This is a genomic window from Bowdeniella nasicola (assembly GCF_001907295.1).
Lineage (GTDB): Bacteria > Actinomycetota > Actinomycetes > Actinomycetales > Actinomycetaceae > Bowdeniella > Bowdeniella nasicola.
Genome location: NZ_MQVR01000014.1, coordinates 1 through 26,377, shown reverse-complemented (window position 1 = coordinate 26,377; position 26,377 = coordinate 1). Strand labels below are relative to the sequence as shown.

The 26,377-nt window shown below is 66.3% G+C and carries 25 protein-coding genes, 2 tRNA genes and 1 pseudogene; 12 read left to right on the top strand and 16 right to left on the bottom strand.

The window, feature by feature from the left end:
* The first annotated feature begins 1 nt into the window (after nt 1).
* Nucleotides 2-586, top strand: coding sequence for a serine O-acetyltransferase EpsC (epsC, locus tag BSZ39_RS03795; protein ID WP_073716057.1), 585 nt, complete (start codon nt 2-4; stop codon nt 584-586).
* 27 nt (nt 587-613) lie between these two features.
* Nucleotides 614-1,117 carry a GNAT family N-acetyltransferase gene (locus tag BSZ39_RS03790; protein WP_073716056.1) on the top strand — a complete coding sequence of 168 codons (504 nt, stop codon included), beginning with the start codon at nt 614-616 and terminating at the stop codon, nt 1,115-1,117.
* On the opposite strand, the gene BSZ39_RS03785 is transcribed toward BSZ39_RS03790, so the two are convergent.
* Complete coding sequence (locus tag BSZ39_RS03785; RefSeq protein ID WP_073716055.1) at nt 1,114-1,971, bottom strand: Fpg/Nei family DNA glycosylase; 858 nt, start codon at nt 1,969-1,971, stop codon at nt 1,114-1,116. The two genes, BSZ39_RS03790 and BSZ39_RS03785, sit on opposite strands and share 4 nt — an antisense overlap.
* Nucleotides 1,964-2,305, bottom strand: a complete 342-nt coding sequence (locus BSZ39_RS03780; RefSeq protein WP_073716054.1) for an MGMT family protein — start codon at nt 2,303-2,305, stop codon at nt 1,964-1,966. Before BSZ39_RS03780 ends, BSZ39_RS03785 begins: the two co-directional genes overlap by 8 nt.
* Nucleotides 2,306-2,373: 68 nt before the next feature.
* Between BSZ39_RS03780 and BSZ39_RS03775 the strand changes: the two genes are divergently transcribed.
* Nucleotides 2,374-3,069, top strand: coding sequence for a hypothetical protein (locus tag BSZ39_RS03775; RefSeq protein WP_073716053.1), 696 nt, complete (start codon nt 2,374-2,376; stop codon nt 3,067-3,069).
* Here the strand turns inward: BSZ39_RS03775 and BSZ39_RS03770 are convergent.
* The gene (locus BSZ39_RS03770; protein WP_073716052.1) at nt 3,066-3,518 is read right to left on the bottom strand and encodes a ribose-5-phosphate isomerase; all 453 of its coding nucleotides are present in this window, start codon (nt 3,516-3,518) and stop codon (nt 3,066-3,068) included. The two genes, BSZ39_RS03775 and BSZ39_RS03770, sit on opposite strands and share 4 nt — an antisense overlap.
* Before the next feature lie 27 nt (nt 3,519-3,545).
* On the opposite strand from BSZ39_RS03770, the gene BSZ39_RS03765 reads away from it, so the two are divergent.
* Nucleotides 3,546-5,498, top strand: a complete 1,953-nt coding sequence (locus BSZ39_RS03765; protein ID WP_073716051.1) for a M13 family metallopeptidase — start codon at nt 3,546-3,548, stop codon at nt 5,496-5,498.
* 83 nt (nt 5,499-5,581) lie between these two features.
* The gene (locus BSZ39_RS03760) at nt 5,582-6,283 is read left to right on the top strand and encodes an alpha/beta fold hydrolase (protein WP_073716050.1); all 702 of its coding nucleotides are present in this window, start codon (nt 5,582-5,584) and stop codon (nt 6,281-6,283) included.
* Here BSZ39_RS03760 and BSZ39_RS03755 read toward each other — a convergent pair.
* Entirely contained in the window at nt 6,246-6,848 is a 603-nt protein-coding gene (locus tag BSZ39_RS03755; RefSeq protein WP_073716049.1) for a mycothiol-dependent nitroreductase Rv2466c family protein, read from the bottom strand. The genes BSZ39_RS03760 and BSZ39_RS03755 overlap by 38 nt on opposite strands.
* An 81-nt stretch (nt 6,849-6,929) precedes the next feature.
* Here BSZ39_RS03755 and pepN point away from each other — a divergent pair, with 81 nt between their 5' ends.
* Nucleotides 6,930-9,470 carry an aminopeptidase N gene (gene pepN / locus BSZ39_RS03750; protein WP_073716048.1) on the top strand — a complete coding sequence of 847 codons (2,541 nt, stop codon included), beginning with the start codon at nt 6,930-6,932 and terminating at the stop codon, nt 9,468-9,470.
* A 60-nt stretch (nt 9,471-9,530) separates the two neighbouring features.
* On the opposite strand, the pseudogene BSZ39_RS03745 reads toward pepN, so the two are convergent.
* The 6 genes and pseudogenes from BSZ39_RS03745 to BSZ39_RS03720 all read right to left on the bottom strand — a co-directional run.
* Nucleotides 9,531-9,896: pseudogene (locus BSZ39_RS03745) on the bottom strand (5-methyltetrahydropteroyltriglutamate--homocysteine S-methyltransferase); the annotation flags it as partial.
* Nucleotides 9,897-10,077: 181 nt separating this feature from the next.
* Nucleotides 10,078-10,716, bottom strand: coding sequence for a methylenetetrahydrofolate reductase (locus BSZ39_RS03740; protein WP_073716047.1), 639 nt, complete (start codon nt 10,714-10,716; stop codon nt 10,078-10,080).
* A complete protein-coding gene (locus tag BSZ39_RS14545; protein WP_245792414.1) occupies nt 10,619-10,828 on the bottom strand; it encodes a methylenetetrahydrofolate reductase in 210 nt (69 codons plus the stop codon). Before BSZ39_RS14545 ends, BSZ39_RS03740 begins: the two co-directional genes overlap by 98 nt.
* A gap of 161 nt (nt 10,829-10,989) precedes the next feature.
* Nucleotides 10,990-11,445 carry a PTS sugar transporter subunit IIA gene (locus BSZ39_RS03730; protein WP_073716045.1) on the bottom strand — a complete coding sequence of 152 codons (456 nt, stop codon included), beginning with the start codon at nt 11,443-11,445 and terminating at the stop codon, nt 10,990-10,992.
* A gap of 3 nt (nt 11,446-11,448) precedes the next feature.
* Complete coding sequence (gene malQ / locus BSZ39_RS03725) at nt 11,449-13,593, bottom strand: 4-alpha-glucanotransferase (protein WP_073716044.1); 2,145 nt, start codon at nt 13,591-13,593, stop codon at nt 11,449-11,451.
* 79 nt (nt 13,594-13,672) lie between these two features.
* Nucleotides 13,673-13,909 carry a PTS sugar transporter subunit IIB gene (locus tag BSZ39_RS03720; protein ID WP_073716043.1) on the bottom strand — a complete coding sequence of 79 codons (237 nt, stop codon included), beginning with the start codon at nt 13,907-13,909 and terminating at the stop codon, nt 13,673-13,675.
* A gap of 137 nt (nt 13,910-14,046) precedes the next feature.
* On the opposite strand from BSZ39_RS03720, the gene ptsP reads away from it, so the two are divergent.
* Together ptsP and BSZ39_RS03710 are read left to right on the top strand one after the other, a co-directional pair.
* Nucleotides 14,047-15,753, top strand: coding sequence for a phosphoenolpyruvate--protein phosphotransferase (gene ptsP, locus BSZ39_RS03715; protein WP_073716042.1), 1,707 nt, complete (start codon nt 14,047-14,049; stop codon nt 15,751-15,753).
* A gap of 8 nt (nt 15,754-15,761) precedes the next feature.
* Nucleotides 15,762-16,730 (top strand): acyl-CoA thioesterase, encoded by a 969-nt coding sequence (locus tag BSZ39_RS03710; protein WP_083602915.1) that lies wholly within the window; start codon nt 15,762-15,764, stop codon nt 16,728-16,730.
* Here the strand turns inward: BSZ39_RS03710 and BSZ39_RS03705 are convergent.
* From BSZ39_RS03705 to BSZ39_RS13395, 5 genes are all read right to left on the bottom strand, one after another.
* On the bottom strand, nt 16,727-17,173 hold the full coding sequence (locus BSZ39_RS03705) for an acyl-CoA thioesterase (RefSeq protein ID WP_073716041.1): 447 nt from the start codon (nt 17,171-17,173) through the stop codon (nt 16,727-16,729). The two genes, BSZ39_RS03710 and BSZ39_RS03705, sit on opposite strands and share 4 nt — an antisense overlap.
* A 9-nt stretch (nt 17,174-17,182) precedes the next feature.
* Nucleotides 17,183-18,865 carry an energy-dependent translational throttle protein EttA gene (gene ettA, locus BSZ39_RS03700; protein WP_073716040.1) on the bottom strand — a complete coding sequence of 561 codons (1,683 nt, stop codon included), beginning with the start codon at nt 18,863-18,865 and terminating at the stop codon, nt 17,183-17,185.
* A gap of 148 nt (nt 18,866-19,013) precedes the next feature.
* Nucleotides 19,014-19,466, bottom strand: coding sequence for a single-stranded DNA-binding protein (locus tag BSZ39_RS03695; RefSeq protein ID WP_158025083.1), 453 nt, complete (start codon nt 19,464-19,466; stop codon nt 19,014-19,016).
* A gap of 133 nt (nt 19,467-19,599) precedes the next feature.
* Entirely contained in the window at nt 19,600-21,024 is a 1,425-nt protein-coding gene (locus tag BSZ39_RS03690; RefSeq protein WP_073716038.1) for a GTPase, read from the bottom strand.
* Nucleotides 21,008-22,612, bottom strand: coding sequence for a GTPase domain-containing protein (locus tag BSZ39_RS13395; RefSeq protein WP_143180354.1), 1,605 nt, complete (start codon nt 22,610-22,612; stop codon nt 21,008-21,010). Before BSZ39_RS13395 ends, BSZ39_RS03690 begins: the two co-directional genes overlap by 17 nt.
* A gap of 162 nt (nt 22,613-22,774) precedes the next feature.
* Here BSZ39_RS13395 and BSZ39_RS03680 point away from each other — a divergent pair.
* From BSZ39_RS03680 to BSZ39_RS03670, 3 genes are all read left to right on the top strand, one after another.
* Nucleotides 22,775-22,850, top strand: a tRNA-Arg gene (locus BSZ39_RS03680).
* 354 nt (nt 22,851-23,204) lie between these two features.
* The gene (gene orn, locus BSZ39_RS14540; RefSeq protein WP_281247112.1) at nt 23,205-23,894 is read left to right on the top strand and encodes an oligoribonuclease; all 690 of its coding nucleotides are present in this window, start codon (nt 23,205-23,207) and stop codon (nt 23,892-23,894) included.
* A gap of 86 nt (nt 23,895-23,980) precedes the next feature.
* Nucleotides 23,981-24,056: transfer RNA gene (locus tag BSZ39_RS03670), tRNA-His, on the top strand.
* On the opposite strand, the gene BSZ39_RS03665 is transcribed toward BSZ39_RS03670, so the two are convergent.
* Nucleotides 24,049-25,728 carry a recombinase family protein gene (locus BSZ39_RS03665; protein ID WP_073716036.1) on the bottom strand — a complete coding sequence of 560 codons (1,680 nt, stop codon included), beginning with the start codon at nt 25,726-25,728 and terminating at the stop codon, nt 24,049-24,051. The genes BSZ39_RS03670 and BSZ39_RS03665 overlap by 8 nt on opposite strands.
* Before the next feature lie 527 nt (nt 25,729-26,255).
* Here BSZ39_RS03665 and BSZ39_RS03655 point away from each other — a divergent pair.
* On the top strand, nt 26,256-26,377 hold a 122-nt coding region (locus BSZ39_RS03655), incomplete at its 3' end, for a helix-turn-helix domain-containing protein (protein WP_143180353.1).

Genomic DNA, 26,377 nt, shown 5'->3' with positions numbered 1-26,377 from the left:
CATGACGCACACCCGGTTGCCCCTGCGGGCCCTGCTGAAAGAGGACCTGCAAACGGCGAAAAACTCCGACCCGGCCGCGCGCACTCTCGTCGAGGTCGCGCTCGCCTATCCCGGTGTCCACGCGCTGTGGGGGCACCGGGTGTGCCACCACCTGTGGGGCAAGGGCCATAAGCTCTCGGCCCGCCTCGCCAGCCAGCTCATGCGCGGCCTGACCGGAATCGAGATCCATCCCGGGGCACGTATCGGCCGCCGCTTCTTCATCGACCACGGAATGGGTGTCGTCATCGGCGAGACCGCCGAGGTGGGCGATGACTGCGTCCTGTTCCATGGCGTCACGCTCGGCGGCGTCGCGATGAACCCTGGCAAGCGCCACCCCACCGTCGGGGACGGTGTCATGGTCGGCGCGGGCGCGAAGGTGCTCGGCCCGATCGAGATCGGCGACGGCGCAAAGATCGGCGCGAATGCCGTCGTTGTCAAAGACGTGCCCGCGGGCAGCGCGGCCGTCGGCGTGCCCGCGAAGATCCGCGAACGCAGCGAAGAATCGCGCGAGGCGCACCAAATCGTCGATCCGACTCTCTTCATCTAATCGCGCGCGCGGGACTACAGTAGGGATATGTCCCAGGCCACACTGATGACGCGAGTGGAGACACTCGGGTCCGCGACCCGCACCGAGGGGATCGATGTGCGGGACCTCAGTGTGGACGATCTTGACGATCTCGCTCGCCTCTACCTTCGCTCCTACGCGCCCGGCGTCGCTGTCGACACGTTCGATGAGGCCTATGACGAGATGGAGATGAGTTTTTCCGGGGCATTCGGGCGGCCCGCGCCCGGCGGGTTCCTCGGCGCGCACTGCGAGGGCCGCCTCGTCGGCGTCATCATGACCGTGCTCGACGCGCCGTTCGATGACGTGCCCGATGGCCCGTTCGTGATCGAGCTCTTCGTCCACCCCAAGTATCGCGGGCGCGGCATCGCCACGAGCTTGCTCGCCGCGGTCGCCGAGGCCCAAGAGGCCCGCGGAGCTCAGTCGCTCGCGTTGCGCGTCGATCTCGTCGACGCCGCCGATGCGGCGCGGCTGTACCGCACGCTCGGCTTCACCGAGCACGAAGAAGTCCGCTAGCGCTGGCAGCGCGGGCAACGGTAGAGCTTACGGCCCGCCATCGGCTCGAGAACGATGCGGCCCCCGCAGCGCAGGCACGGCAGCCCGTCGCGCTGGTAGACGAAGTAGCGCTCCTCGAAATCGTGTGGCGTCGTGACGATCTTTCCCGTCGCGACACCGTTTTTCATGTGTGTCACGAGTAGCTCCCACAGGTGGGATAGGCGCGCCACCGAGACGCGCTCGCCTGGGCGGTGCGGGTCGATCCCGGCGAGGAAGAGCGCTTCGGCGCGGTAGATATTGCCCGGGCCCGCGACGACCGACTGGTCCATGATGAGTTCGCCGATCGGGCGGCGCAACTGGCGCGCGCGAGCAATGAAGGCTTCGCCGTCGGCATCGGCGCGCAGCGGGTCGGGCCCGAGGCGGCGGGTAACGGTATCGATCTCGTCGACCGCAACGACGCGGCACTGGTTCGGCCCGGTGAGGTCGGCGATGCCGTTGGTGGCCGCGAGCCGGACGCGGACCTGGCCGCGCGGTTCGGGCACGTGCCAGGTGCCCGCCTGCGCGATCTCGGTCGCGAGGGTCTCGGCCTCACCGATGCGTCGGCGGGGCGCGCCGATCGAACGCGGCGCGGCAAACGTTTCATCGCCGTCGAATGTCCACGACCCGTACAGGCCGAGATGCGTGTGCAAAACGAGGTCGTCGAAATGCTGGAAAAGATGCTTGCCCCAGGCCTCCGACCCGTCGTATCGCCGGCCGTCCAACAGCGCGGCGCCGTCGGCGAATCTGCCCTGCGGGGAACAGACGGCAAGCTGGCGTCCGGCGAAGAGTTCGTCGAACGCGGCAGCCAGTCGGTGGATCGAGTGGCCCTCAGGCATCGGTCAGCGGATCCCAGATCGCGCGGTCGAGGTCGACCTTCGTCGGGTTGCGCCACACGAGCGCGGTCGACTCGTCGTCGTAATGGGCGAGCGCATCGGGCCGCAACTGCCTCGGCAGGGTGCCGTCGGCGCGCACGACGCGCCACCACGGGCTCGCGCCGCCATAGCGGCTCATCACTTGGCCGACCAGGCGCGCCGAACCCGAGCCGGTGCGCGCGTGCAGGCATTCGGCGATCAGCCCGTAGGTGCTCACGCGGCCGGACGGGATCTGATCGACAATGTCGAGGACGCGCTGGGCGTGGCCGGGCAGTTCAAAGGTATTCGTGTCAGTCATGGGTCTGCGTCTACGGTATCCCGCAGCACACCGGCCCCGCCAGGGTGGGGACATGGGACAATAGCGACATGTCCTGCGAACACTGCGATTCCTCCATCCCCCACGACCACTCCGCCGTCCCGAAGGCGATCGCCGGAGCGAAGGCGAGGGCGATGCAACTCGCCGTCGTGCAGGTGGCGATCGCGAGCGTCGTCGTGATTGCCTCGCTCCTGTTGCTGCCGATCTCAGCCTGGCCGGTGCCGTTCGGCTGGGGCCTTGGCACGTGGGCCGCGGCGACGGGTCTCGGCGCCATGGTGGGGACCTGGGCGCGCGGGGGCCGCGAGCTTTCGCAGACATCGGTCGCAATGCGGGTGCGGCTCGCATCGGGCATTACCGGCGCGATCGTCCTCGTCCTGGGCGCGCGCGACGCGGCGGGCCGGTCCAGCGATGGCCGGTTCGTCGGCGGTACCGCGACCGCCGGCATGGCGGCGTGGCAGGTCGCGCTCGCGGTCGTTGCCGGGTGGCTGATCGGCGCCGCGATCATGTCGGGCATTCAGACGTTTGCCTGGCTGCGCATTATCGAGACGCCCGGCGATGCGGGCGAGCTCGTGCGCGCCGGCGTCATCCACTCCGGCAGCCACGGGTTTGTCCGCCCGCTCATCGCCTTCGTCGTGCCCGCGCTCGCCCTCGCGGTATGGACGCTCGGCCTCGCGTGGCTGCCCTGGCTCGTGCTCGTCGCGCTGCCTGCTCAGGCGCTCATCGCGATCGCGATGATTCGTCGTTAGGAACGCGAATCGTCGTAGGCCTGGATCTGATCGATCCGGCGCTGGTGGCGCTCATCGCCGCTAAACGGCTCGGCAATGAACGCCTCGATAAGCTCAATGAGTTCCTCGGTCGTGTGCTGGCGCGCGCCGACCGAGATGACGTTGGCGTTATTGTGCTGGCGCGCGAGGACGGCGGTGTCGTGATTCCACACGAGGGCCGCGCGAACGCCGTTGACCTTATTCGCGGCGATCTGTTCGCCATTGCCGGAACCGCCGATCACGATGCCGAGCGAGCCCTCATCGGCGACGACTCCCTCGCCGGCGGCGATGCAAAACGCCGGGTAGTCATCGAGCGCGTCGTATTCGTGTGCGCCGTGATCGATGACCTCGTGGCCGCTGGAGCGCAGATGCTCCGCCAGCTCGTTCTTCAGCTCAAAACCCGCATGATCCGTTGCCACATGAATTCGCATGCCTCCATTGTGCCCTAGTCTTGCCTCATGACTTCACAGGTACGAATCCAAGATGACCTCTTCGCAGCGCTCAATGGCGATTGGCTCGAACAGCATACGATTCCGGCCGATCGCGCCCGGGATGGCGCCTTCCATCATCTGCGCGACCAGTCCGAGATCCACGTCCGCGAGATCGTCGAACAGTGCGCCGCCGACGACGGCGGGGATGCCGACGCGATGAAGATCGGTCGCCTCTACCGCGCGTTCATGGACACCGACGCGATCGAGGCCGCGGGCCTTGCCCCGCTCGCCGATGTCCTTGACGTCGTGAACTCGGCGCAGACGAAAGACGAGCTCGCCGCCGCCCTCGGTCGCCTGACGCCCGGCGGTGGCCCCGGCCTGTTCGGCATCGGCGTGATGTCGGATCTCAATAACCCCGACCGCTACGCCCTGTACTTCGGCCAGTCCGGTCTCGCCCTGCCCGATGAGTCCTACTACCGCGAGGACGCCCACGCCGAGACCCGCGCCGCCTACGTCAAGCACCTGGAAAAGATGGTCACGCTCGGCGAGCTCGCCGCGGACCCGGCCGAAGCCGCGCAGCGGATTATGGCCGTCGAGACCGCGATCGCTGCGGGCCACCGCGACCGCGTCGCCTCCCGCGATATCCAGCGCATGAACAACCCGGTCACGCGCGAGGAGCTCGCCGAATCCCTCGGTGCTTTCGACTTCGAGGGCTGGCGCCAAGCCGCTGGCATCACCGATGCCCAGCTCGAGGTCATGATCGTCCAGGTGCCGGAGTTCATGGAGCACGCCGGCAAGCTCTGGGCCGATACCGACCTCGCCGACCTCAAGCTCTGGGCGACCTGGCACCTGCTGCACGGCGCCGCCCCCTACCTCACGAGCGCGATCGTCGACGAAAACTTCCACATGTACGGCGCCACGCTCACCGGCGCGGAGGAGCTGCGCGAACGCTGGAAGCGCGGCGTCGGTGTCGTCGAGGGCGCGCTCGGCGAATCCGTCGGCAAGCTGTACGTCGAGGCGCACTTCCCGCCGTCGCACAAGGAGGCGATGGACGAACTCGTCGCGAACCTCATCGAGGCCTACCGCCGCTCGATCACGACGCTTGAGTGGATGACCGACGAGACGAAGGCGAAGGCCCTCGCTAAGCTCGAAGCATTCACCCCGAAGGTCGGCTACCCGGTGCGCTGGCGCGACTACTCGAGCCTCGAGATCCCCGAGGGCGACGTCATCGCCGCAGTGCGGGCCTCGAACCGCTTCGAGTTCGCCCGCGAACTGAACAAGCTCGGCGGCCCGATCGACCGCGACGAATGGCTCATGACGCCGCAGACCGTCAACGCCTACTACATGCCGACGATGAACGAGATCGTCTTCCCGGCCGCGATCTTGCAGCCGCCGTTCTTCGACGCCGACGCGGATGACGCGACCAACTATGGCGGCATCGGCGCGGTCATCGGCCACGAGATCGGCCACGGCTTCGACGACCAGGGCTCCCAGTTCGATGGCCGCGGCCAGGTCGTGAACTGGTGGACGGATACCGACCGCGAAGAGTTCGAAAAGCGGACCTCCTCGCTCATCGAGCAGTACAACGCGTTCGTGCCCTCCCAGCTGCCCGAGGGGACCCCGCATCACGTCAACGGCGCGCTCACGATCGGCGAGAACATCGGCGACCTCGGGGGCCTGTCGATCGGGCTAAAGGCCTACGAGATCGCCCTGGAAAAGCAGGGCAAGGCCCTCGCCGACGCGCCCGTCATCGACGGCCTGACCGGCCTGCAGCGGATCTTCTACTCGTGGGCCCACATCTGGCGCGAAAAGGCCCGCGACGCCGAAGTCATCCGCCTGCTCACGATCGACCCGCACTCCCCCGCGGAATTCCGTTGCAACGGCGTGCCGCGCAACATGGCGGCATTCTACGAGGCCTTCGACGTCACCGAAGGCGATGGCATGTGGCTCGAGCCAGAAAAGAGGGTAGAGATTTGGTAAGCATCCTCATCCCGATCATCGGAGTCGTGTTGCTGGCCGCGGTCGCGATCGCGATCGTGGTGGTGAAGAAGACCGACTAACCGATGCGCATCATCGCCCTGCATGGGTCGATGTCGAACGCCGCCCAGTGGCAGGACTACCCCTCGCTGCTGGGCGGCGTCCCCGTTGTGGCGCCCGACCTGCCCGGCCACGGGGCCCGGCTCGATGAGCCGTTCACGATCCGCGGCGTCGTGCAGACGATCGAGGACGCGGCCGTGGGCGCGCGCGAGATCGTGCTCGTCGGGCATTCCCTTGGCGGCTACCTCGCCTACGGTTACGCCGCGACGCACCCCGAAAAAGTTTCCGGCCTCGTCCTGATCGGCGCGAGCGCCAACCCGCGCGGCGTTCTTGCCAGCGGCTACCGCGCCTTCGCGCAGCTGAGCCAGCGCCTGCCGCGCGAGCACTTCGTTACCGCCCGCAACGCCCTCGTCACGAGGATGGGGCTGCCCGACTCGATGCAGGTGCCGCCCGAGGCCTATGACGACCTGCCCGAGGCGTGGTCGCTGCTGCAGCGCTCCTGCCCGCAGCGCCTGCTGGCACACGTGAACTGCCCGCTGATGTTCATCAACGGGCAGTTCGATCAGAGGCGGATCGGCGAGCGACGCGCGCGGCGCCTCGCAGGCGGGGCGCCGCTACGGATCATCCCGGGTGCAAGTCACCTCGCCCCGCTGACCCATCCGCGCCTCGTCGCCGAAGAAATCCGCGCGTTTATTCGAAGATTGGACCGACGTCGCGCGAGCGCTTGAGCTCGAAGAAGCCGGGCACCGACGCGACCGCGACGCAGCCGTCCCACAGCTTCAGCGCATCCTCGCCCTTCGGGGCGGGCGAGACGACCGGGCCGAAGAACGCGACACCATCAATCGCGATGACCGGCACGCCGACGTCATCCCCGACGAGGTCGAGCGCGCGCTGCGTGGACTCGCGCATCCCCGGGTCATAGTCCTCGACGCCGGCGGTATCGGCGAGCTCGGCCGGCAGTCCCGCCTCCTCAAGCGCTTCGGTGATGATCGCATCGAGATCGTCACGGCCCTGGTGGTGGATACGCTCGCCAAGAGCGTCATACAGCGCCTTGACCGCGTCGTTGCCGTGCGTCTGCGCGGTCGCCGCGACGACGCGCGCCGGCCCCCAGGAACGGTCCATTAGCGCCTGATAGTCCTCGGGCAGATCGCGCACTTCGTTGAGGACGGAGAGCGACAGCAGCGACCAGGTGACGTCGAGGTCGCGCGCTTTGGCGACCTCACCCATCCAGCGCGAGGTCATCCACGCCCACGGACAGCCGGGATCGAACCAGAATTCAACTTTGGTGCTCATGTCACCGATTCTATGGGGTGGACCACACGCGCGCTGGGTGAAAGGATCGGACCAGCCCGACGAGCAGAACTAAGGAGTCTCATGCCCGGAAAGAACCTCACCCGCCTCGAAGCCGAGAGCCGCGCAGGTGTCGTTTCCCTTGTCCATTCCTACGATGTCGACCTCGATCTGACGCTGAGCGATGAGACATTCCGCTCGCGCACGACGATTGTCTTCGACGCGAGCCCCGGCGCCGTCACGTTCGTCGACCTCATCGCCGATAGCGTCGAGCACCTCATCCTCAACGGCGAGGAACTCGACACGTCGGCCTTCGCGGATCACCGCATCCAGCTGACGGGGCTGAACTCCCGCAACGAGCTCAGCGTCGATGCGACGTGCCGCTACACCAACACCGGCGAGGGCATGCACCGCTTCGTCGATCCGAAGGACGGCGAGGCCTACCTCTACACCCAGTTTGAGGTGCCGGACGCGCGCCGCGTCTATGCCTGCTTCGAGCAGCCCGACCTCAAGTCGGCGTTCACGTTCCACGTCACCGCCCCCAAGCACTGGGTTGTCGTGTCCAACGAGGGCGCGCAGGTGAGCGAGCTCGAGGGCAAAAAACGCTGGGATTTCGAGCCCACTCCCGCGATCTCGACCTACATCACGGCGATCGTCGCGGGCCCGTACCACGAGGCGCGCAGCGAGCTGACGAGCAGCGACGGCCGCACAATCCCGCTCGGCCTGTACTGCCGCGCCTCGCTCGCCGAGCACCTCGATGCCGACGAGCTGTTCGACATCACGCGCCGTGGATTCGCCTTCTACGAATCCGAGTTCGGTCGGCCCTACCCGTTCACGAAATACGACCAGCTGTTCGTCCCCGAGTACAACGCGGGCGCGATGGAAAACGCCGGCTGCGTCACCTACCGCGACCAGTACATCTTCAGCTCGAAGCCGACCGAATACATGGTCGAGCGTCGCGTCGTCACGATCCTGCACGAGCTCGCCCACATGTGGTTCGGCGACCTCGTGACGATGAAGTGGTGGAACGACCTGTGGCTGAACGAGTCCTTCGCCGAGTTCATGTGCACGCTCGCCGCCGCGGAGGCGACCCGCTGGAGCCACGCGTGGACGACGTTCGCGTCGGTCGAAAAGGCCTGGGCCTACACGCAGGACCAGCTGCCCTCCACCCACCCGATCGTCGCCGAGATCAACGACCTGGAAGACGTCGAGGTCAACTTCGATGGCATCACGTATGCGAAGGGTGCAGCCGTGTTGCGCTCGCTCGTCGCCTACGTCGGCCGCGAAGAATTCTTCTCTGGCGTCAAGGCCTACTTCGACAAGCACGAATGGGGCAACACGACGCTTGACGACTTCCTATCGGCGCTGGAGGCCGCGAGCGGCCGCGACCTGAAAGCCTGGTCGAAGGTCTGGCTCGAAGAATCCGGCGTCACCGTCCTGTGCCCCTTTGTCGACGTCGACGATAACGGCATCGTGACCGACGCGGCCATCATGCAGGGCTCCTTCCAGAACACCTCGATGCGCCCGCACCGCGTCACGATCGGCGGCTACGACATCGTCGACGGGGCGCTGACGCGCACTTACCGCGAGGAGCTCGACGTCACCGGCCAGCGCACGGACCTGCCGAACCTCATCGGCAAGAAGCTCAACGCGATGCTGCTCGTCAACGATGAGGACCTCGCCTACACCAAGATCCGCATCAGCCAGGAATCGCTTGCGACCGCGAGGGATTACATCCACACGATGACTGATTCGCTCACGCTCGCGGTCCTGCTCGGCTGCGCCTGGGACATGACCCGCGACGCGGAGATCGGCGGCGAGCAGTTCGTCACGCTCGCGACACGAGCCCTGTCCGCTCCGGGCATGGTCCCCTCGGTCCGCAACTCGATCCTCGGCCAGATCTCGAGCGCCGCCGAGCGCTACACCGCACCGGAATCCCGCGCCCGGATCATCGTCGCGCTCGCCGACTCGCTGCTCGCCCTCCTGAAGGACGCCGCACCGGGCAGCGACGATCAGTTGCTCTACGCCCAGCGCTTCGCGCAGTTTGCCACGAGCGATGAACAGCTGGCTGAGCTCGGCCGCATCTACCACGGCAAGTCCGACGTCAGCGGTCTCACCCTCGATGACGCACTGAACTGGAAGCTGCTGAACGGCCTCGTAGCTGCCGGGCAGGCGGGCGAAGCCGAGATCGCCGCCCAACTCGAAGCCGACCCGTCGCTCACCGGCCGGGAAGAGGCTGCCCGCGCCCGGGCGTCCGTCCCGAGCGCGGAGGCGAAGCAGGCCGCGTTCGACGCCGCGATGACCGACCAGTCGCTGTCGAATGACGCACTGCTTGCCACGATGGGTGGCCTCTGGGCCCGCGCGTGGCAGCACCCCGAGCTCGTCTCGGTCTTCGCCGACCGCTACTTCGCGTCGCTGCGCGATATCTGGCAGGAGCGCTCCGGCCATATCGCCCAGATGCTCATCTGCTGGCTGTACCCGACGGAGCTCGCGGGCCTGACCGATGTCGCCGAGCGAACCCGCACGTGGCTTGCCGAGAACGAGGACGCGCCGGCCGCGCTGCGCCGCCTCGTTTCCGAGCAGCTCGACGGTGTGGAGCGCGCGGAGAAGATCCAGCAGCTCTAACCCCGACGACGAAGGGCCCGACCAGCACGTTTAACCGCTGGTCGGGCCCTTGTCGCTAACCTACGCGCTCACCTGCTCGCGCACCTGCCTGGCCGCAGCCACCAGGTTTCGCAGGGTCGCGATGGTCTCGGAATAGGCGCGGGTCTTCAGACCGCAGTCGAGATTCACCCACAGCTGGCGCGGATCCAACGCGGCCGTCGCTGCGCGCAGCAGTGCGGTCTCCTCTTCCAACGTCGGAATGCGCGGCGAGTGAATGTCCCAAATGCCCGGTCCGAGCTGGCGCGAAAAACCGTGCTCGGCGACCGCCGGCAAAATATCCATCTTCGAGCGGGGAGCTTCGATCGAGGTGACGTCGGCATCGAGGTTGTCGATCGCATCGACGACCACCGCGAACTCCGAGTAGCACAGGTGCGTGTGGATCTGGGTGGTCGGACAACAGCAGCCAGGTCAGCGGCCCCACAATGACCGGGCGGACAGCGGACGGCTCCGGGGCGTCGCGCACCTGGTCGAGCCAGGGATTTGCAGCGGCGGTGATCGGGGTGTCGGGACTGATCTCGGGCCGGCGATCGTGGCGGCGGGAAATGGGGTGGCGGTGGTGGTAGGTTTGTCAGGGCGCGGGCCGGGTGAGATTGACGCTCGCGAGTTCCAGTAGGGCCGCGGATTCCGCGGCATCGACGGGGGCAAATTTCCTCGACCGCAGGTGTTCGACCAGGTCGAAGGTAGGACGGGCCCGGTTGAAGGTGTAAAAGTGCAGGCCTGGGGCGCCATAGCTCAGCAGCTCATCGAGGAAGCCCAGGGTGGCGGCCAGGGTGGCCCGCAACCGCTCACCGGGGTCCGGCAGATCGGCGAGTGCTGCGAGTTCGGGAGGAACCGCGACGCCGGACAGGGCCTGTAGCCGCTGCAGCCGGTTGATATCGGTGAACGGAAGGATCCCGGGGATGATCGGGAGTCTTACTCCCTGGTAGGAGGCAGCCTGCTCCAGGTCTCGGTAATTCACGGCCCGATAAAACACCTGCGTGATCGCAAAATCAGCGCCGGCCGACTGTTTATCGACCAGGGCCGCGACCGCGTCGGTGCGGGTCTGGATGGTGCCCGCAGGATAGGCGGCGACCGCCACCGACACGGCTGCCGGATCCCCGAGTTCGCGGTTAGCGACCTCGCGGATGAGCTCGACCAGTTCGGCCGGTGCGCTGAAGGACCTGCTGCAGGACCGTGCGGCTGAGCTCCTGAGAGCTTCCCAAGGCACCGAAGGTGACCGATACATAGTCGGGCCGGGAGTTTAGCAACTTGACGATCCCCGCCCAGACGGTCGAATGCGGATCCGGGACCCTCGGCGGGAATAACTCGTAGGAAATCACCGGGCTCGTCTTGCCCGATCTGCGATAGAGGTCGGTGTGCGTCACGGCCGATCCTTCACTCGCAGCAAGCCAGGCACTGCGGGGTCAGATGGGTAGCAAAAGCCAAAGCGTCCTCATGGTTGACAACGCGCCCCGATTTCAGGGATGTCCCTCGAATCGGGTCAAGAGGTCGCGACCGAAAAGAGCGCTTCGCCCGCCTCGATCTCATCGTCGGCAAGCCGCGTGATATCGACTTTTCCCATCGCGACGACGGGCGTGACGGGAAGGTAGTTGCCGATCTGGCTGAGGTCCCACGCGCACATGAGCTGGCCCTGCGCGACGCGGGCGGCCTTCTTCACGTGCCAACTAAACCCGCGCCCCTGCAGCGCGACCGTATCGAGTCCGAGGTGGACGAGGATTGCGGGGGCGTCATCGCCGGGGCTGATCGCGCACGCGTGCGCATGCCAGGCTGTGATGTCCCCCCCGACGGGCGCGATCACGGGAACCTTGACGAGGTGCGGCCAGATCGCAAGGCCGGGTCCGAGGACCGCCGCCGAAAACACGTCGTCGGGCACCTCGCGAAGCTCAAGCACGCGCCCCGCAAACGGGGCACGGATAACAAGCTCGCGGGTGTCCATGGCTCAGTCGCGCGTCGCCAGTCGGTCGCCGTCGCCGAGGGCGTCGCGTACGGCGTGGATCAGCGAATTGAGGCGGCCGTTCTTCGGCAGGTCCGCGACGAGGACGGGCTGTGCGGTGCCGTCGCCGAGAGGAATCTTCCAGTTCGGATATTCCTGGTCGGTGCCGGGCTGGTTTTGCGTCCGGCGCTCCCCGACCATGTCCGTGACCGAGATCCCGAGCAGCAGCGAGGGCGTCTGCGCAATATAGCGGTGCATCGCCTCGATGATTTCGCGTTCGGTCGGATCGGCACCGAGCAGGCCATATTCGCGCAGGCGGGTAAGCATGCGTTCGCGTTCGGCTTCCGCTTCGGCGCGTACCTGCTCTGGCGGGTCGACGAGCAGGCCGAGGCGTTCACGCACGTCGACGTGCTCGCCCGCGAGGTATCCCGCGGCGGGCGGCATATCGTGGGTGTCGACGGTGGCAAGCGCGAGCGTGCGGTAGGCGTCGGGACGCTTGGGCAGGCCGTCCTCGCCACCTTCGAACCACAGCACGGAGGTGCCGAAGATTCCGCGTTCGGTCAGGTAGTCACGGACCCCCGGCTCGACGGTGCCGAGGTCTTCGCCGATCAGGGTGGCCCCGGCGCGGTGCGCTTCGAGGAGCAGGACGCCGATCATCGCTTCGTGGTCGAAGCGGACGTAGGTGCCTTCGGAGGGCAGGGCGCCTTGCGGGATCCACCAGAGGCGGAAGAATCCGATGATGTGGTCGACCCGGATCGCGCCGGCGTGACGCAGCACGGTTCGGATCATGTCGCGCAGCGGCGCATAACCGAGTTCGGCGAGGGCGTCGGGCCGCCACGGCGGCTGGGACCAGTTCTGGCCCTGCTGGTTGTACATGTCCGGCGGTGCGCCCACCTCGATGCCGCGGGCAAACACGTCCTGCAGGGCCCACGCATCGGCACCGCCAGGGTGCACGCCGACCGCGAGGTCCTGCATCAGGCCAAGGCCCATGCCGGCGTCGACGGCGTCGCGCTGTGCGCGTTGGAGTTGCTGGTCGATGATCCACTGCAGCCAGCAGAAGTAGTCGATGCGCTCGGACAGTTCCATCCGCATCAGGCGCGTGCGCGGGGAGGCCGGGTGGGAGACCGTCTCCGGCCAGGGCTCATCCTTGTAGTGTTCGGCGAGCGCGCACCACAGGGCGAAGTCTTCGAGGCCCTGCCCCATTTCCTCGCGATAGCGTTCGAATTCGCGACGGCGCGCATCAGACAGCCCCTGGGCGTAGATGACCGCGAGCGCCTGGCTCTTGGCCTGCCAGGAGCGGTCCCGGTCGATCGGCTCGGAGGAGGTGTTGTCGTGCTCGACTTCCTGCATTGCCCAGCGCACGAGCGAGCGCTGCGGGCCGGTGAGGTAAGCGACCTCCTCGATGTCCTCGGGCCGGATGTACAGCGGCGAGACGAAGCGACGCGAGGTCGGTAGGTAGGGCGAGGGCGTGATGGGTGGGGACATCTCGGCCGCGTGCAGCGGGTTGATGAGGAGGAAGTCCGCGCCGATCGAGCCGAAGAAGGATCCCATCTCCGCGAGGTCGCGGGCGTCGCCCATCCCCCACGATTCCTTGGAGCGGACGGAATACAGCTGCGCCATGGCGCCCCAGCCGCGACCGGCTTGCAGGGTGGGTTCGGCCAGGCGCGGCGGCGTGACGGCGAGCGGCGCACTTGCCGTGGTGCCGTCGTCGCACGTCACCTCGATCGTGTGCCACCCGAGTGGCAGGTTGGACGGTAATAGGAAGGTGGCACGCCCGATGCGTTCGCCGTCGATCTCGCGCGGCTCGACCCACTGGTCCTTTTGGCCAAGTGACCAGCTCTGGCCGTCTTCGAGTTGGACGCTGGCGCTCACGCCGAGGCCGTCGGGCACGTGGACGGCAACGTCGTGCTCTTGGCCGTGGCGCACCACGAGGCAAGAGGGCAGGATGCGACGCCAGGGCTTGAGGTCAATTTCCGCGATGGCGTCACTGACATCGCTATCGGATTCGAGGTCGAGGCCGAGGGCGGAAAGGACGGCGAGCAGCGTCGCGTCAGGCACGTGCCGGTGGGTGCCGTGGAAGTCCCAATACTCGGTCGCCACCCCGTACTGATCGGCGAGGTGACGCAACGCGTCAGAGTTGTCGATGCTCATGTAACTACCACCTGGGGCGTGAACGGACTGGCGGGCACAAAAACCGCCCCGCGCAGCGCGGGACGATCCTCACGGCTGGCTATTCAGCTAGCAGACCATTGATTGTATCGGCGATTTCTTCGGCCTCGGGGCCGACCACCACCTGGACGACATGTCCGGAACGGACGACTCCATAGACGCCGTCGATCCTGAGGTTATCTTCGCTCACGGCTTCGGGGTCTTTCACCTGGACGCGCAGGCGGGTGATGCATGACTCGAGTTCGTCGATGTTGTCCTTGCCTCCGAGTCCGGCCAGGATTTCAGCAGCGTTGCTCATATCGCCTATCTCTCTTCCCACGTAGCGGGGGCTCGTTAATATCCTCACATCATTATCGCACCGATGCACGGGCTCGGCGATGCTCGCGACCGATGGAGTTGGCACAATGGGCTGCAAGGGAACCTAGGAGGCACTCCATGACGCGCAAAATCGACGCGGATCGCGATAAGCACGGCTGTACTCGCTATTTGGGCATCGGGGTCAGCCCCGGACGGGCCGTGGGTCAGATCGCCAAAGTTTTTCCGCGGGTTTCCGAACCTCGCGCCCGGTTCCTTCCGCCCGAGAGCAACGCTGACGTAGAAGTCCAGCGCATCGAAAAAGCGGCCGCCGAAACCGCCGAAAACCTCGCGCTACGCGCCGATCTCGCCACCGGTCAGGCCGCCGAAGTTCTCGCGACGGCCTCCCAGATCGCGCAAGATCCTGCGCTGCTTGATGGTGCCAGTGATCTCGTGCGGACACGACAGCTCGTCCCGACCCGCGCGGTGTGGGAAGCGGCTGGCATGCTCGCCGACCTGTTGCGCGACATGGGCGGCTACCTCGCCGAACGCGCGCTCGATGTCTATGACGTGCGGGACCGGATCATTGCGCGCCTCCTTGGCCGTCCGGCACCGGGCCTTCCAACGCCGGACCGGGAATACATCCTGTGGGCTGCGGACCTCGCCCCTTCCGATGCCGCTCAGCTCGATCCAAAGAAGGTCCTAGGAATCGTCCTGCTCGAGGGCGGTCCGACGTCCCATACAGCCATCGTGTCGCGTGAGCTCGGCATCCCCGCGGTCGTCGCGGCCCACGGCACTGCGTCGTTAAAGGACGGCGACCTCGTTCTCATCAATGGCGCGGCCGGCACGGTCACGGTCGATCCGAGCGAGGAGCAGATTACCGCCGCGAAGCGCCCCGTGCCGCGTCGCGATTTCTCGGGCACCGGTCAGCTCAGATGCGGCCACCACGTCCCGCTCCTTGCCAACATTTCCGATGCCGCAGGCGCACGCGCCGCCGCCGAGGTGAAGGCCGAAGGCATCGGACTGTTCCGCACCGAGCTGTGGTACCTCGGTTCCGTCGAAGAGCCGAGTCTCGAAGACCAGGTCGCCTCCTACACGGAGGTGTTCGCCGCTGCGCCGAAGGGCCGCATCGTCGTGCGGACCCTCGATGCGGGCTCCGATAAGCCGCTGCCGTTTATGAAGATGGGGCACGAGTCGAACCCGGCGCTCGGAGTGCGCGGGTACCGCATGAATCGCAAGTTCCCCGACATCCTCAACCGTCAGCTCGATGCGATCGCCCAGGCGCAGCGCGAGACCGGCGCAAATGTCCACGTCATGGCTCCGATGATCTCGACGGTCGCGGAAGCCAACGAATTCGTCGACGCCTGCCGCGCCCGGGGTATCGCGCACGCCGGCGTCATGGTGGAGGTGCCTTCCTCTGCGCTGCGTGCAGGACAGATTCTTGCGAGCGCGGATTTCGCATCCATCGGTACGAACGACCTGTCGCAGTACACGATGGGCGCCGACCGGCTGCTCGGTATGCTCGCCGACCTCGCGGACCCGTGGCACCCCGCGGTCCTAGATCTCATCGACGCCACCTGCCGGGGCGGGGCCCAACAAGACCGTCCGGTCGGCGTGTGTGGTGAGGCCGCGGCCGATCCCGCCCTCGCGGTCGTGCTCGTTGGCCTCGGGGTCTCGACGCTGTCGATGACGCCCCGTTCCATCCCCGACGTTGCCGCCGCTCTGTCGGCCGTGACGCTCGCGGAGGCGCGAGAGGCAGCTGGCGTTGCACTCGCCGCGACCGGAGCTCGCAGCGCACGGCAGGCCGTGCGGGACCGCCTCGAGGTCCTGACCGAGCTCGGACTTTAGGAGTTGAGATGACCGACGAGATTGAACCGCGCCTACAGCCGACACCCGAGGGCGTACCCGATCCCCTCAACGGCGTTTTGCCGATCCCACAGCCGGACGTCGCTCCGCTCAGCCACGTGCTCGCGGCCCTCGACCTCACCCAGCTCGAGGACACGATGTTCGCGGCCCCGTCGCTGCCGTTCTTCCTCGGTCGGATCTACGGCGGCCAGGTGCTCTCCCAGGCGATGATGGCCGCGGGCCGCACCACTCCGGACGACGGGGACGGGCCTCGCACTCTCCACTCGTGCCACGGCTATTTCCTGCGCCCCGGGCGTATCGATTCCGCGCTGCTATTCCGCGTCGAGATCCTGCACGACGGCCGGTCGTTTTCGACCCGCCGCGTGCACGCGATTCAGCATGGCAAGCCGATCCTGTCTGTGATCGCCTCGTTCCAGGAGACCCAGCCCGGGCGTGACCACCAGGACCAGGCACCCGAGGTACCCGATCCCGAGACGCTTCCGAGCGTCATGGAGCTCTTCGAGGCCAATCCCGACCCGACGGCTCAGTTCCTCGCCCGCACCGGTGCCTTCGATATCCGCCATCCCGCGGGTGACGTGTTCATGGAACCGGCTGGAACAGTCGAAGCCGACCAGCGTGTGTGGATGCGGGCGCGCGGCACGATGGCCGAGGGCGCCAGTCAGCTCTTGCATCGCGCGCTGCTCATCTACGCCTGCGACCAGGTCATGCTCGAGCCCGTCCTGAGGCGTCACTCGCTGTCGTGGGGACACGAAGGCATTTCGGTCGCCTCCCTCGACCATTCGATGTGGTGGCACCGCGATGTCGACGTCTCTGAGTGGTTCCTGTTCGAGCAGCACTCCCCCTCCGCACAGGGTGGCCGGGGCCTTGGCACGGCACGGATTTTCGACCAGTCCGGACGCCTCGTCGCAAGCGCCGCGCAAGAAGGCATGGTGCGCGTCCCCGAGGACACCGAAGGCTAAGAGCGCCGGAAGGTGAGCGGCTCGTCGCTGATGCGTCCGAGCTGCTCGCGCTCCGCTTCCGTTAGCCTCCGAGGCTTCATGCTCGCGGTGTCCATAAGGACAACGACCGTCCGCGCCTGCACGGCTGGGGTGCCGTCGGCGGCGTCGATGACGTAGTCGATGTCGACGGAGGCGCCGCCCATGCGAGAGACCCACGTCCGCACCGGGATCGGCTCTTGCGGGTAGAGCACCGGCTTGAGATATTCGATCTCCTGCCGGGCAATGAACGTCGCGGACTCGCCGTCGACGCCGAAGCCGCCGTCGGTATTGTCGAGGCCGGCGCCGTGCCAGAACACGGCGATCCGGACCTCTTCTAGAAGCGTGAGCATCGCGGCGTTATTGACATGCCCGTAGGCATCCAGATCGGCCCAGCGGACCTTGATCGGGACGTCGATCGCAGCCATCTCCTGCTCCTAGTTGCGCGTGAGCTTGCGGTACGTCATGGCCGGCGGACGGGCAGCCTCCGGGCCAAGACGGTCGACCTTGTTCTTCTCGTACGCCTCGAAGTTGCCCTCGAACCAGTACCAGCGGCTCGGATCTTCCTTGGTGCCTTCGTAGGCGAGAATGTGGGTCGCGACGCGGTCGAGGAACCAGCGGTCGTGGGTGATGACCACGGCGCAGCCGGGGAACTCGAGGAGCGCGTTTTCCAGCGAGCCAAGGGTCTCGACATCGAGGTCGTTAGTCGGCTCGTCGAGCAGCAGGAGGTTGCCGCCCTGCTTCAGCGTCAGCGCGAGGTTCAGTCGGTTGCGCTCACCGCCGGAGAGCACGCCCGCGGGCTTCTGCTGGTCCGGGCCCTTGAAGCCGAACGCGGAGACGTAGGCGCGCGATGGCATTTCGACCTGGCCGACCTGGATATAGTCGAGGCCGTCGGAGACGACCTCCCACAGGGTCTTATTCGGGTCGATGCCGGCACGCGTCTGGTCGACGTAGGAGAGCTTGACGGTCTCACCGATCTTCAGTTCCCCCGCATCGAGCGGTTCGAGGCCGACGATGGTCTTGAACAGGGTCGTCTTACCGACGCCGTTCGGGCCAATGATCCCGACGATGCCGTTACGCGGCAGCGAGAACGACAGGTTATCGATGAGGACGCGGTCACCGAAGCCCTTCTTGAGGTTCTTCGCTTCGAGGACGACGTTGCCAAGGCGCGGGCCCGGCGGGATCTGGATTTCTTCGAAGTCGAGCTTGCGGGTGCGCTCAGCCTCGGCAGCCATCTCTTCGTAGCGCTGCAGACGGGCCTTGGACTTGGCCTGGCGGCCCTTGGCGTTCTGGCGAACCCATTCGAGTTCGTCCTTCAGGCGCTTGGCGAGCTTGGCGTCCTTCTTGCCCTGGATCTTCAGGCGTTCCTGCTTCTTTTCCAGGTAGGTCGAGTAGTTGCCCTCATAGGGGTAGAGCCGACCGCGGTCGACTTCGGCGATCCATTCGGCCACGTGGTCGAGGAAGTAGCGATCGTGGGTGACGGCGATGATGGCGCCGGGGTACTTCGCGAGGTACTGCTCGAGCCAGAGCACCGATTCGGCGTCGAGGTGGTTCGTGGGCTCGTCGAGGAGCAGCAGGTCGGGAGATTCGAGCAGCAGCTTGCACAGTGCGACGCGGCGGCGCTCACCACCGGACAGGACCGACACGTCGGCATCGCCCGGGGGTAGCTTGAGCGCGTCCATCGCCTGGTTCAGCTGGGAGTCGAGATCCCACGCATCGGCCGCATCGATTTCGGTTTGGAGCTTGCCCATTTCTTCCATGAGCGCATCGAAATCGGCATCCGGGTTCGCCATTTCTTCACCGATCTCGTTGAACCGGTTGATCTTGGCGAGGATGTCAGCGACGGCTTCTTCCACGTTGCCGCGGACGTCTTTTTCTTCGTTCAGCGGTGGCTCCTGCAACAGGATGCCCACGCTGTATCCCGGGCTCAGGCGAGCTTCACCATTGGAGGGCTGCTCGAGGCCCGCCATGATCTTCAGGATCGTCGACTTACCGGCACCGTTCGGGCCGACCATGCCGATCTTGGCCCCGGGCAAGAACGCCATGGTGACGTCATCGAGGATGACCTTGTCGCCGTGCGCCTTGCGCGCCTTGACCATTGAGTAGATGTACTCCGCCACTGATTCTCCCAGGGGTAGATAATTCCTGCCGGCGTCCCGGCCCTCACTCAGACTAAGACATCGACGCAGCGATTCTCATCTTTGGAGCCGGTGGCGAAACGTGACATGCGCCGGGCACGCTTACCTGTGCCCGGCGCGTGCACTTTTCTCAGACGGCTTCGGGCAGATCCGCCTCGCCGTCGGGATAGGGCACCTGGGTGTCCATAACCGTCACCGAGGCGGGTGCTTCAGCCTCCTCTCCGTCCCGGCGCACGCGCTGGAATCGGGCGATGCCGGTCGACAGATCGATCCCCACATGGGAGGCGATGATGACGACCTGAGTGCGGCCCTGGCCGGCCTGGTTGGTCCAGGATTCGGTTTCGATGCGACCCCGCACGAGGACCGGGTCGCCCTTGGACAGGCTGGCGAGGGCATTCTCGCCGAGCTGTCCGAAGCACTTGACCGTGAACCACTGGGTTTCGCTGGAGTATTCGCCGCTTGCTTCCTTGCGGCGCATGGAGTGCGCGACTCGGAGTTTTACCAGGGTGGTCGAGGTGACGGCGTCGATTTTTTCGGGATAGACGCCCAGGTTTCCCTTGAGCGTGACATCCATGGCAGACATGTTGGTCATCCTTCCTACCCGCTCGATGCGGATAGGACTGAGCCTTGCCTCCCGTGAGCGCGGGCGCGCTGGCTAGGACGTAGCCTGGGAATGGTTCGACGCGCGCGGGCGTGCTGTTGATACGAGCGGCGAGCTAGCGGAGTTTGGCGCGCAGGGCCTCGTGATCGGCGAGAACGTCGAGCGTGGGCTGGACGAGTTTGTCTTCGACGACGGTCCTCACGCAGGCAAGGACGTTGTCGTAATACTCCTTCGGCGCCTTACGAGCACGCGCGGAACGGTGCACCGCGGCGGCGATGAAGGCGACTGCGCCCGCGACCAGAAGCGCGATGCCTACGGCCAACGGAATCGCGAGCCAGTTAGCGAGCGAGGCGATAGTAAGTCCCACGCCGACAACGAACAGGGCGATCCAGGCGATCTGCAAGAAGCGTGTCAGGCCATCGCGCAGCGGCGGCCGGTCGACCGCGCGGACCGCGGTGTGCACGTCATCGCCGAGGTCCTTGACCCCGGGCATGGCGTCATCGACGCGGTCGGCCCACACCTGCGGGAGTTCCGACTGGGCGCGCATCGCCCACGTCGACCCGACCGCGGCAACCGTCGCGTAGGACGGGGACTGGCTCGGGGGCACGGAGGCGTCGCGCGGGTGCGAGATGGCATGCCCGAGGGCGTCGATCACGGCGTCGACGCCGCACGCGGTCACGAGCTCGGAGGCCGTGTCGTTGACGAGTTGCGGGGTGACCGGCGAATCCGTATCGGACAGCTTTTCTTTCAGCTTGGCAACGACCGCATCGAGTTCGGCGCTCGCGGTGCGCTCAACCATCGAGGGTTCGGCATTGGCTTTGGCGAGCAGCCGCCGCAGTTCGTCGATCCCCTCCCCGGTTTCCGCGGAGGTGGCAAGGATCGGGACGCCGAGCAGGCCGTCGAGCTCGAGGACACCGGCGAGATCGGCGAGCAGCGCCTCACGGCGCGCTTCGGGGACCCGATCGATGTGGTTCATGACGATGACCATGGCGTCAGCGCGGCGGCGCATCTTTGCGAGGTAGCGCGAATGCAGGATGTGGTCGGCGTATTTTTGCGGGTCGACGACCCACACGAGGACGTCGACGAGCGGCAGGAGTGAATCGACGAGCCCGGAGTGGGCGTCCTTGACGGAGTCGTGGTCGGGTAGGTCGAGCAGGACGAGGTCCTCGAGCGCCTTTTCGTGGGCACGCTCCAGTTCCGTGGTGTGTGAGGTGACGCGTTCGCGCTCGATCCCGAGATAGTTCGTGAGGGTGCGCGCGGGCTCACCCCAGGTGAAGGCCGTTGCCGCTTCTGTCGTGGGGCGCAGCGCGCCGGCATCGGCGAGTTCGGTACCCGTCAGGCAGTTGAAAAGGGAGGATTTACCCGAACCGGTGCCTCCGACGAGCGCAGCGACGACGTGTCCCCCGGCGATCGCGCGACGGTTTTCAATCGCGCGGATTTCGGCACGGGCACGCTCGGTTTCTTCGTCGTCCCACGGGCTGGCGTCGTTAGCGAGGGCCTCTTCAATGCGGGCGATCCGGCCGTCAAGATCTAACTGCATCGAGGTACCTTCCAAGTTCGAGGACGCGGAGCCGCAGTCCGGTCACCACGCGGCGAGAGTGTCCCGCGGTTCCGCCCAGGGCTTCGTGATACGGGCCGGCCGCCTCGGTCACGGCGGTCGAGCACATCGTCGTGAGGAGATCCTTGCCGACCTCAATCGCCTGCGGGCCGATCATGCGTGTGATGACCTGGCCGGCGCCGCGCACGCCCCCGACCGCGGCGGCGAGCAGGTGAGCGGTGGCGGAGGCCGACAGCAGATCGTCGTTCACGTGCGGCGCGACGATGGCGTCGAGTTCTTCGCCCCAGGCGGTCAGCACGCGGTCGGCCTCGGCGCGGGCCTCGCTCGTCGTGATGTGCAAGATGTCGGACATGAGGACCTCAGCCCCCGAGTTCGTCTCGCGCCACTGGTCGGCGATCTGGGCGGGAACGTCGTGGATCGCGTCGCCAAGGACCGTACGCATGGCGGCGTGAATATCGAGCCCGAGAGCCTCGGCTGCGGCGTTACGACGCGCGAACTTGCGGCTGCCGAAGCCGCGTCCGACCTTGGACAGGTCGGGATCGAGCAGGTCCGCGAGCGCCCCGGAGGAGGCGGCCGACGTCAGCCACCGCGTCGTCGGTGCGCCGACGGCGGCAGATCCTGCGCGCAGCGCCGTGGTGAGGTCGACGGCCGTCGCGGAGGCGTTGTCGTCGGCGATATCGGCGAGCTTGTCGAGGGCGTGCGCCTGGCGTACGTAGGCGCGCGTGAGTTCCTCGAGGTTTTCGCGCAGCGCGCCCCACGCGCCACTCGTCGTGCGCGAGATGATGCCGCGCCCCTGCTCCCCCTCGGTTGCGAGCGTGAGCCAGTCGCGCAGTTCGGCAACGGACTCATCGGGCAGCATGCCCTCGTGGGGGCCGGCGTCGGGGATGATGAACAGCGGTACGTCGCCAAGGCCCGCCTCGGCGAGGCGATTCATGAGGTCGGCGCGCACGTCGGCAAGGATCTTCGGCGGGACCCGGTTGAAGACGACCGCGAGCTGCAGGCCGCGCTGATGCGCGTGGCGCAGGTTCTGCCACGGGATCGCATCGCCGTAGCGCGCGGCAGTCGTGACAAACAGCCACAGGTCGGCGGCCTCGAGGAGTTCCGCCGCGGATTTGCGGTTCAAGTCGTCGAAGGAGTCGAGGTCGGGAGCGTCGATGAGGGCCAGGCCCTCGGGCAGCGCCTCGTGGCTGACGGCCGTCGTGCGGTCGGCGAGCGGGACGTGCGCAATCGATGTCTCCGGATGGTGAACGAGAACGCCCTGGCGCGTCGTGGGTCGCAAGACTCCGGCCTCGGAGACTTCCTCGCGCAGGATCGAGTTCAGCAGCGTGGATTTGCCCGCGCCCGTAGAGCCGCCGAGTACGGCAACCACGGGGATGTTTTTGCCACCGGCGCGCGGCAACAGGTGCGCGTCGATCTGGGTGAGCACGCGGGTACGCAAAATCTCGGCATCGTCGATGTAAGGGGCCGAAAGTACGAACGGCGCGCCCTCGAGATCATCGTGGATGGCTGTGAGCAGACCCGGCAGCGCGGATACCCCGGGTAGGTCGGTGCCACCGCTCGGATCAATCACGTGTTACCTCCAGATGCTCGTTCGGATCCATTATTCCAGTTTGTGAGGACTTAGCGCGGTATGACCCGCCCACCACGGTGGGCGGATTCTCGGGTTTTTGTGCTAGGAGCTGACAGATCCGGGTTTTAAGTCCGTGGTGACCCAACGGTAGAATGGCCTCACGCCTCCGTAGCTCAATGGATAGAGCACCGGCCTTCTAATCCGTAGGTTGCAGGTTCGAGTCCTGCCGGGGGCACCACTGTTGTGACAAGGAGCTCCAACGATGACCGAGAACACCGGCGCGTCACCTGGCGCGGGGATGACCCAGGTGGACACCTACCGCATCCCCAACGCCGTGGTCGAGGACTACATTCGGCGGCGCGAGGAGGTTGCCGCGGCCGCACTCGAAGTGTTTGCCGCCGCCGACCTGGACGCCCGTCGCGATTTTGCGGGCTCCGAAGACGGGGAAGCCGTCGTCGCCCGATACGATAACGGCGAGATCGCTCGCCTCATCCACCTGGACCCCCAGGGCGTTGAGGAGCTGGGCGCAGAACTTGAACGCAACAATTTGCGGGCCTACCTCCTCAGGGGTGAGCCCTCGGAGAATGAAGAGGTGAGGACGACGCCGAATCTCACGAGTCGCCTGGTGTGGATCGACTGCGAAATGACGGGACTGGATCTCGCGCATGATGAGCTCATCGAGGTGGCCGCCATCGTCACGGACTCCGATCTCAACCCCCTGGACGGCGGGATCGATGTCCTCATCAAACCGAACGACGCCGCACTCGCTCAGATGAACGACTTCGTTCGCAACATGCACTCCTCCTCCGGCCTACTCGACGAACTGGCCGACGCCGAGAGCCTCGAGGAGGCCACCGCGCAGGTGCTCAGCTACATCAAGCGGCACGTCCCGGTCGCGAAGAAGGCCCCGCTCGCAGGAAACTCCGTCGGCACCGACAAGATGTTCTTGGACAAGGACATGCCCGCGGTCACCGATCACCTGCACTACCGGATCATCGACGTCTCCTCGTTCAAGGAACTCGCACGCCGCTGGTATCCGCGGGCCTACTTTCGCTCGCCGGACAAAGCTGGCGACCACCGTGCGCTCGCTGACATCGCCGAATCGATCGACGAGCTGCGCTACTACCGTGCAGCTTTGTGGCCGAGCGACGATGGCCCCACCTCCGAGGAATGCCATGCGGCTGCCGAGGCCGTCACGTCCGATCCGACGCTCACTCGTGCGCAACGTAAGCAGGCTGAACTCGACCGGATCTCCGAAGCGGTCGGACGACCGAAGTGGTGAGCTAGCTAACCGGCCCGAAATTATGCACCAGCCCAAACCTTCGGTAGACTGATCGATCGTTGCACCCGATTTTTCGGTGGCACATGGTGGGTATAGCTCAGTCGGTAGAGCGTCTGGTTGTGGTCCAGAAGGTCGCGGGTTCAAGCCCCGTTACTCACCCCAAACGGGTCAGGTGTGAACTTGCGACCAAGGGGCCACCCTTGGTCGCGGTTCGCGCCTGGCCCATCTTCTTTGCCTCGGCGGCCCAGCTCAGGGCGTCGGCATGGAGGCCGGACAGACTCAGCCCGTCGTACGGGTTGCGATAGCCGACGCGTACGTCGTTGTCCTCGTCGATGTAGATCGCCTTGAACAGCGCTTGATTGATGAGCCGACGGTTCGCGTCGTCGGCGTGCTCGTAGATGTCGGCGGCGTTGGACAGCAGCTTCAGCGAGTCGTCGAGGTTCTCTCGCGCTGCGGCGTAGTGGCCGTGGTGCGCGCTGATCCGGTGCTCGATGGTCTCCAGCGAGGCGGTGATCCGGTCCTGCTCTTCCTTGAGGAGGTCGAGCGTGATGGCTCCGGCGTAGTGGGCCTGGAGCAGCTTGTGCTGCTCGCCTTCGAGCTGGGTCCTCCGGGACGCGAGGGCGGCGAGCTCGGCGGCACCTTCGGCCATCATCTCGTCGAACCTGGCATGGAGCATCGCCGAGACCGCCTCGATCGTTTCCGGGTCGATCTGCACCTTGTCGTAGAAGCGCTCGATGAGCCGTTCGACCTGCTCGATGAGCATCGCCTGCCGGGTGCAGCCGCCTCTGCCGCCATGCCGGCCGGCGCACACGAAGTACGGGTAGATCGTGCCCTGACTGCTCTTCGCGTTGCACACCAGCAGCCGCGAGCCGCACTGACCGCAGAACACCGTCCCCTTCGAGGAGTGTTCGTGGACTTGCGTTGCGTCTGCTGCCGAGCGGTGCGTGCCGAGCACGGTCTGCACCTGGTCCCCGACTTCATTGGAGACGATGGCCTCGTGCGCTCCGGCGTAGGTCACGCCCTGATAGCGGACGCTGCCCTTGTAGTACGGGTTCTTCAGCATCCGGTGCACCGACAACTTCGCGATGGGTCTGGATGGTCGTCGCGGCGACGCTGCCGTCGTGAGCCCTCGCGCCACGAGTTCCTGGTGGAGTTGGCTGGTCGTCCAGTCGCCGGATGCGAACACCTGGAACGCCCACCGGACCAATCGCGCACGCTCTTCGTCGATCTCGACAGTGCGTACTTCCCGCCCGAACTCGTCGCGCACGCCGACGTTGCGGTATCCGATTGGTGCCTTCGTCACGGTTCCGCCCTGCGCGGCCTTCTGCGACAGCCCCTTGACCACCTCGGTGGCGAGATTGCGGGAGTAGAACTCGGCAATCGAGGACATGATGCCGTGCAGCAGCATCCCCGAGGGTGTCTCGTCGATGTTCTCCGTGGCCGACACCAGCGTGACCCCGGCGTCCTTGAGCGCGAGATGGATAGTCACATCGTCGGCTCGGTTGCGGGCCAGCCGGTCGACCTTGTGGACGATGCAGTAGTTCGTCTTGTGCTTCGCGACGTACTGGATCATCCGCATCAGCTCGGGCCGGTCGGCCTTGCGAGCGAACTCGCCCGCGTCGACGAACTCCTCGATGATCGTCGCAACGAGCTGGTCGGCCTTGCGCTGGTTCGCCTCGCGCTGCGCGGGGATCGAGAAGCCCTCCGCCTGGCCGCCCTTCTCCGCCTGCTGCTTCGTGGAGACCCGCAGGTAGGAGACGGCGAACGATCCGGGGAACGGGGTGGGCGCTACGAGGCTTTCTATCGCGGTGCGGTCCGCGTCGATGATCGTCATGGCTCTTCTCCACAGTCACTGGTCCTGCCGACGCGGACGATGTGACGGAGGATGTTGATCGTGAGAAGAGCCCGAAGGCTGTATGACTAGGCCGAGTCGGCCACGTTTACTTTGCCCCGCCGAGGCGAGGCGCTAGGACCACAACATCCGCCATCCGCGACGGATGCCTTCATTCTACGACGACGCGCTCGCCCTGGCACGAGACGCCGACCCTGATCCTCCACGGCACCAGAGACAAGTCGGTGCCGATCCGGCTCTCACAAGCACTCCGAGACGCGCGCCCCGATCTAGTCGAGGCGTTCGACGCGTGCCACACTCTGTGCTGGAACGCCGACCCCGACCGGTGGCACGAGACAGTGACCACCTGGCTCAAGGGCCGTGTCCTGCACTGATCGGGAGCACACATCGGCCACTCTCGGCACCTGTCTCGTTCGGCCACGCCCGGAGAAACCCCACTCAAGCCGTACCTCCACCGGTATCATCGTGAGTGCTGGCCTGACTGGGCCATAGAACGAGGGAGGACCAACGTGGCTGAGCCGTGGCTGTCCGCAGATGACATTGCCGCCCATCTCGGGGTCACCAAAGACACCGTCTACACCTGGATCGCCGAGAAGGCCATGCCCGCCCACAAGGTCGGGCGCCTCTGGAA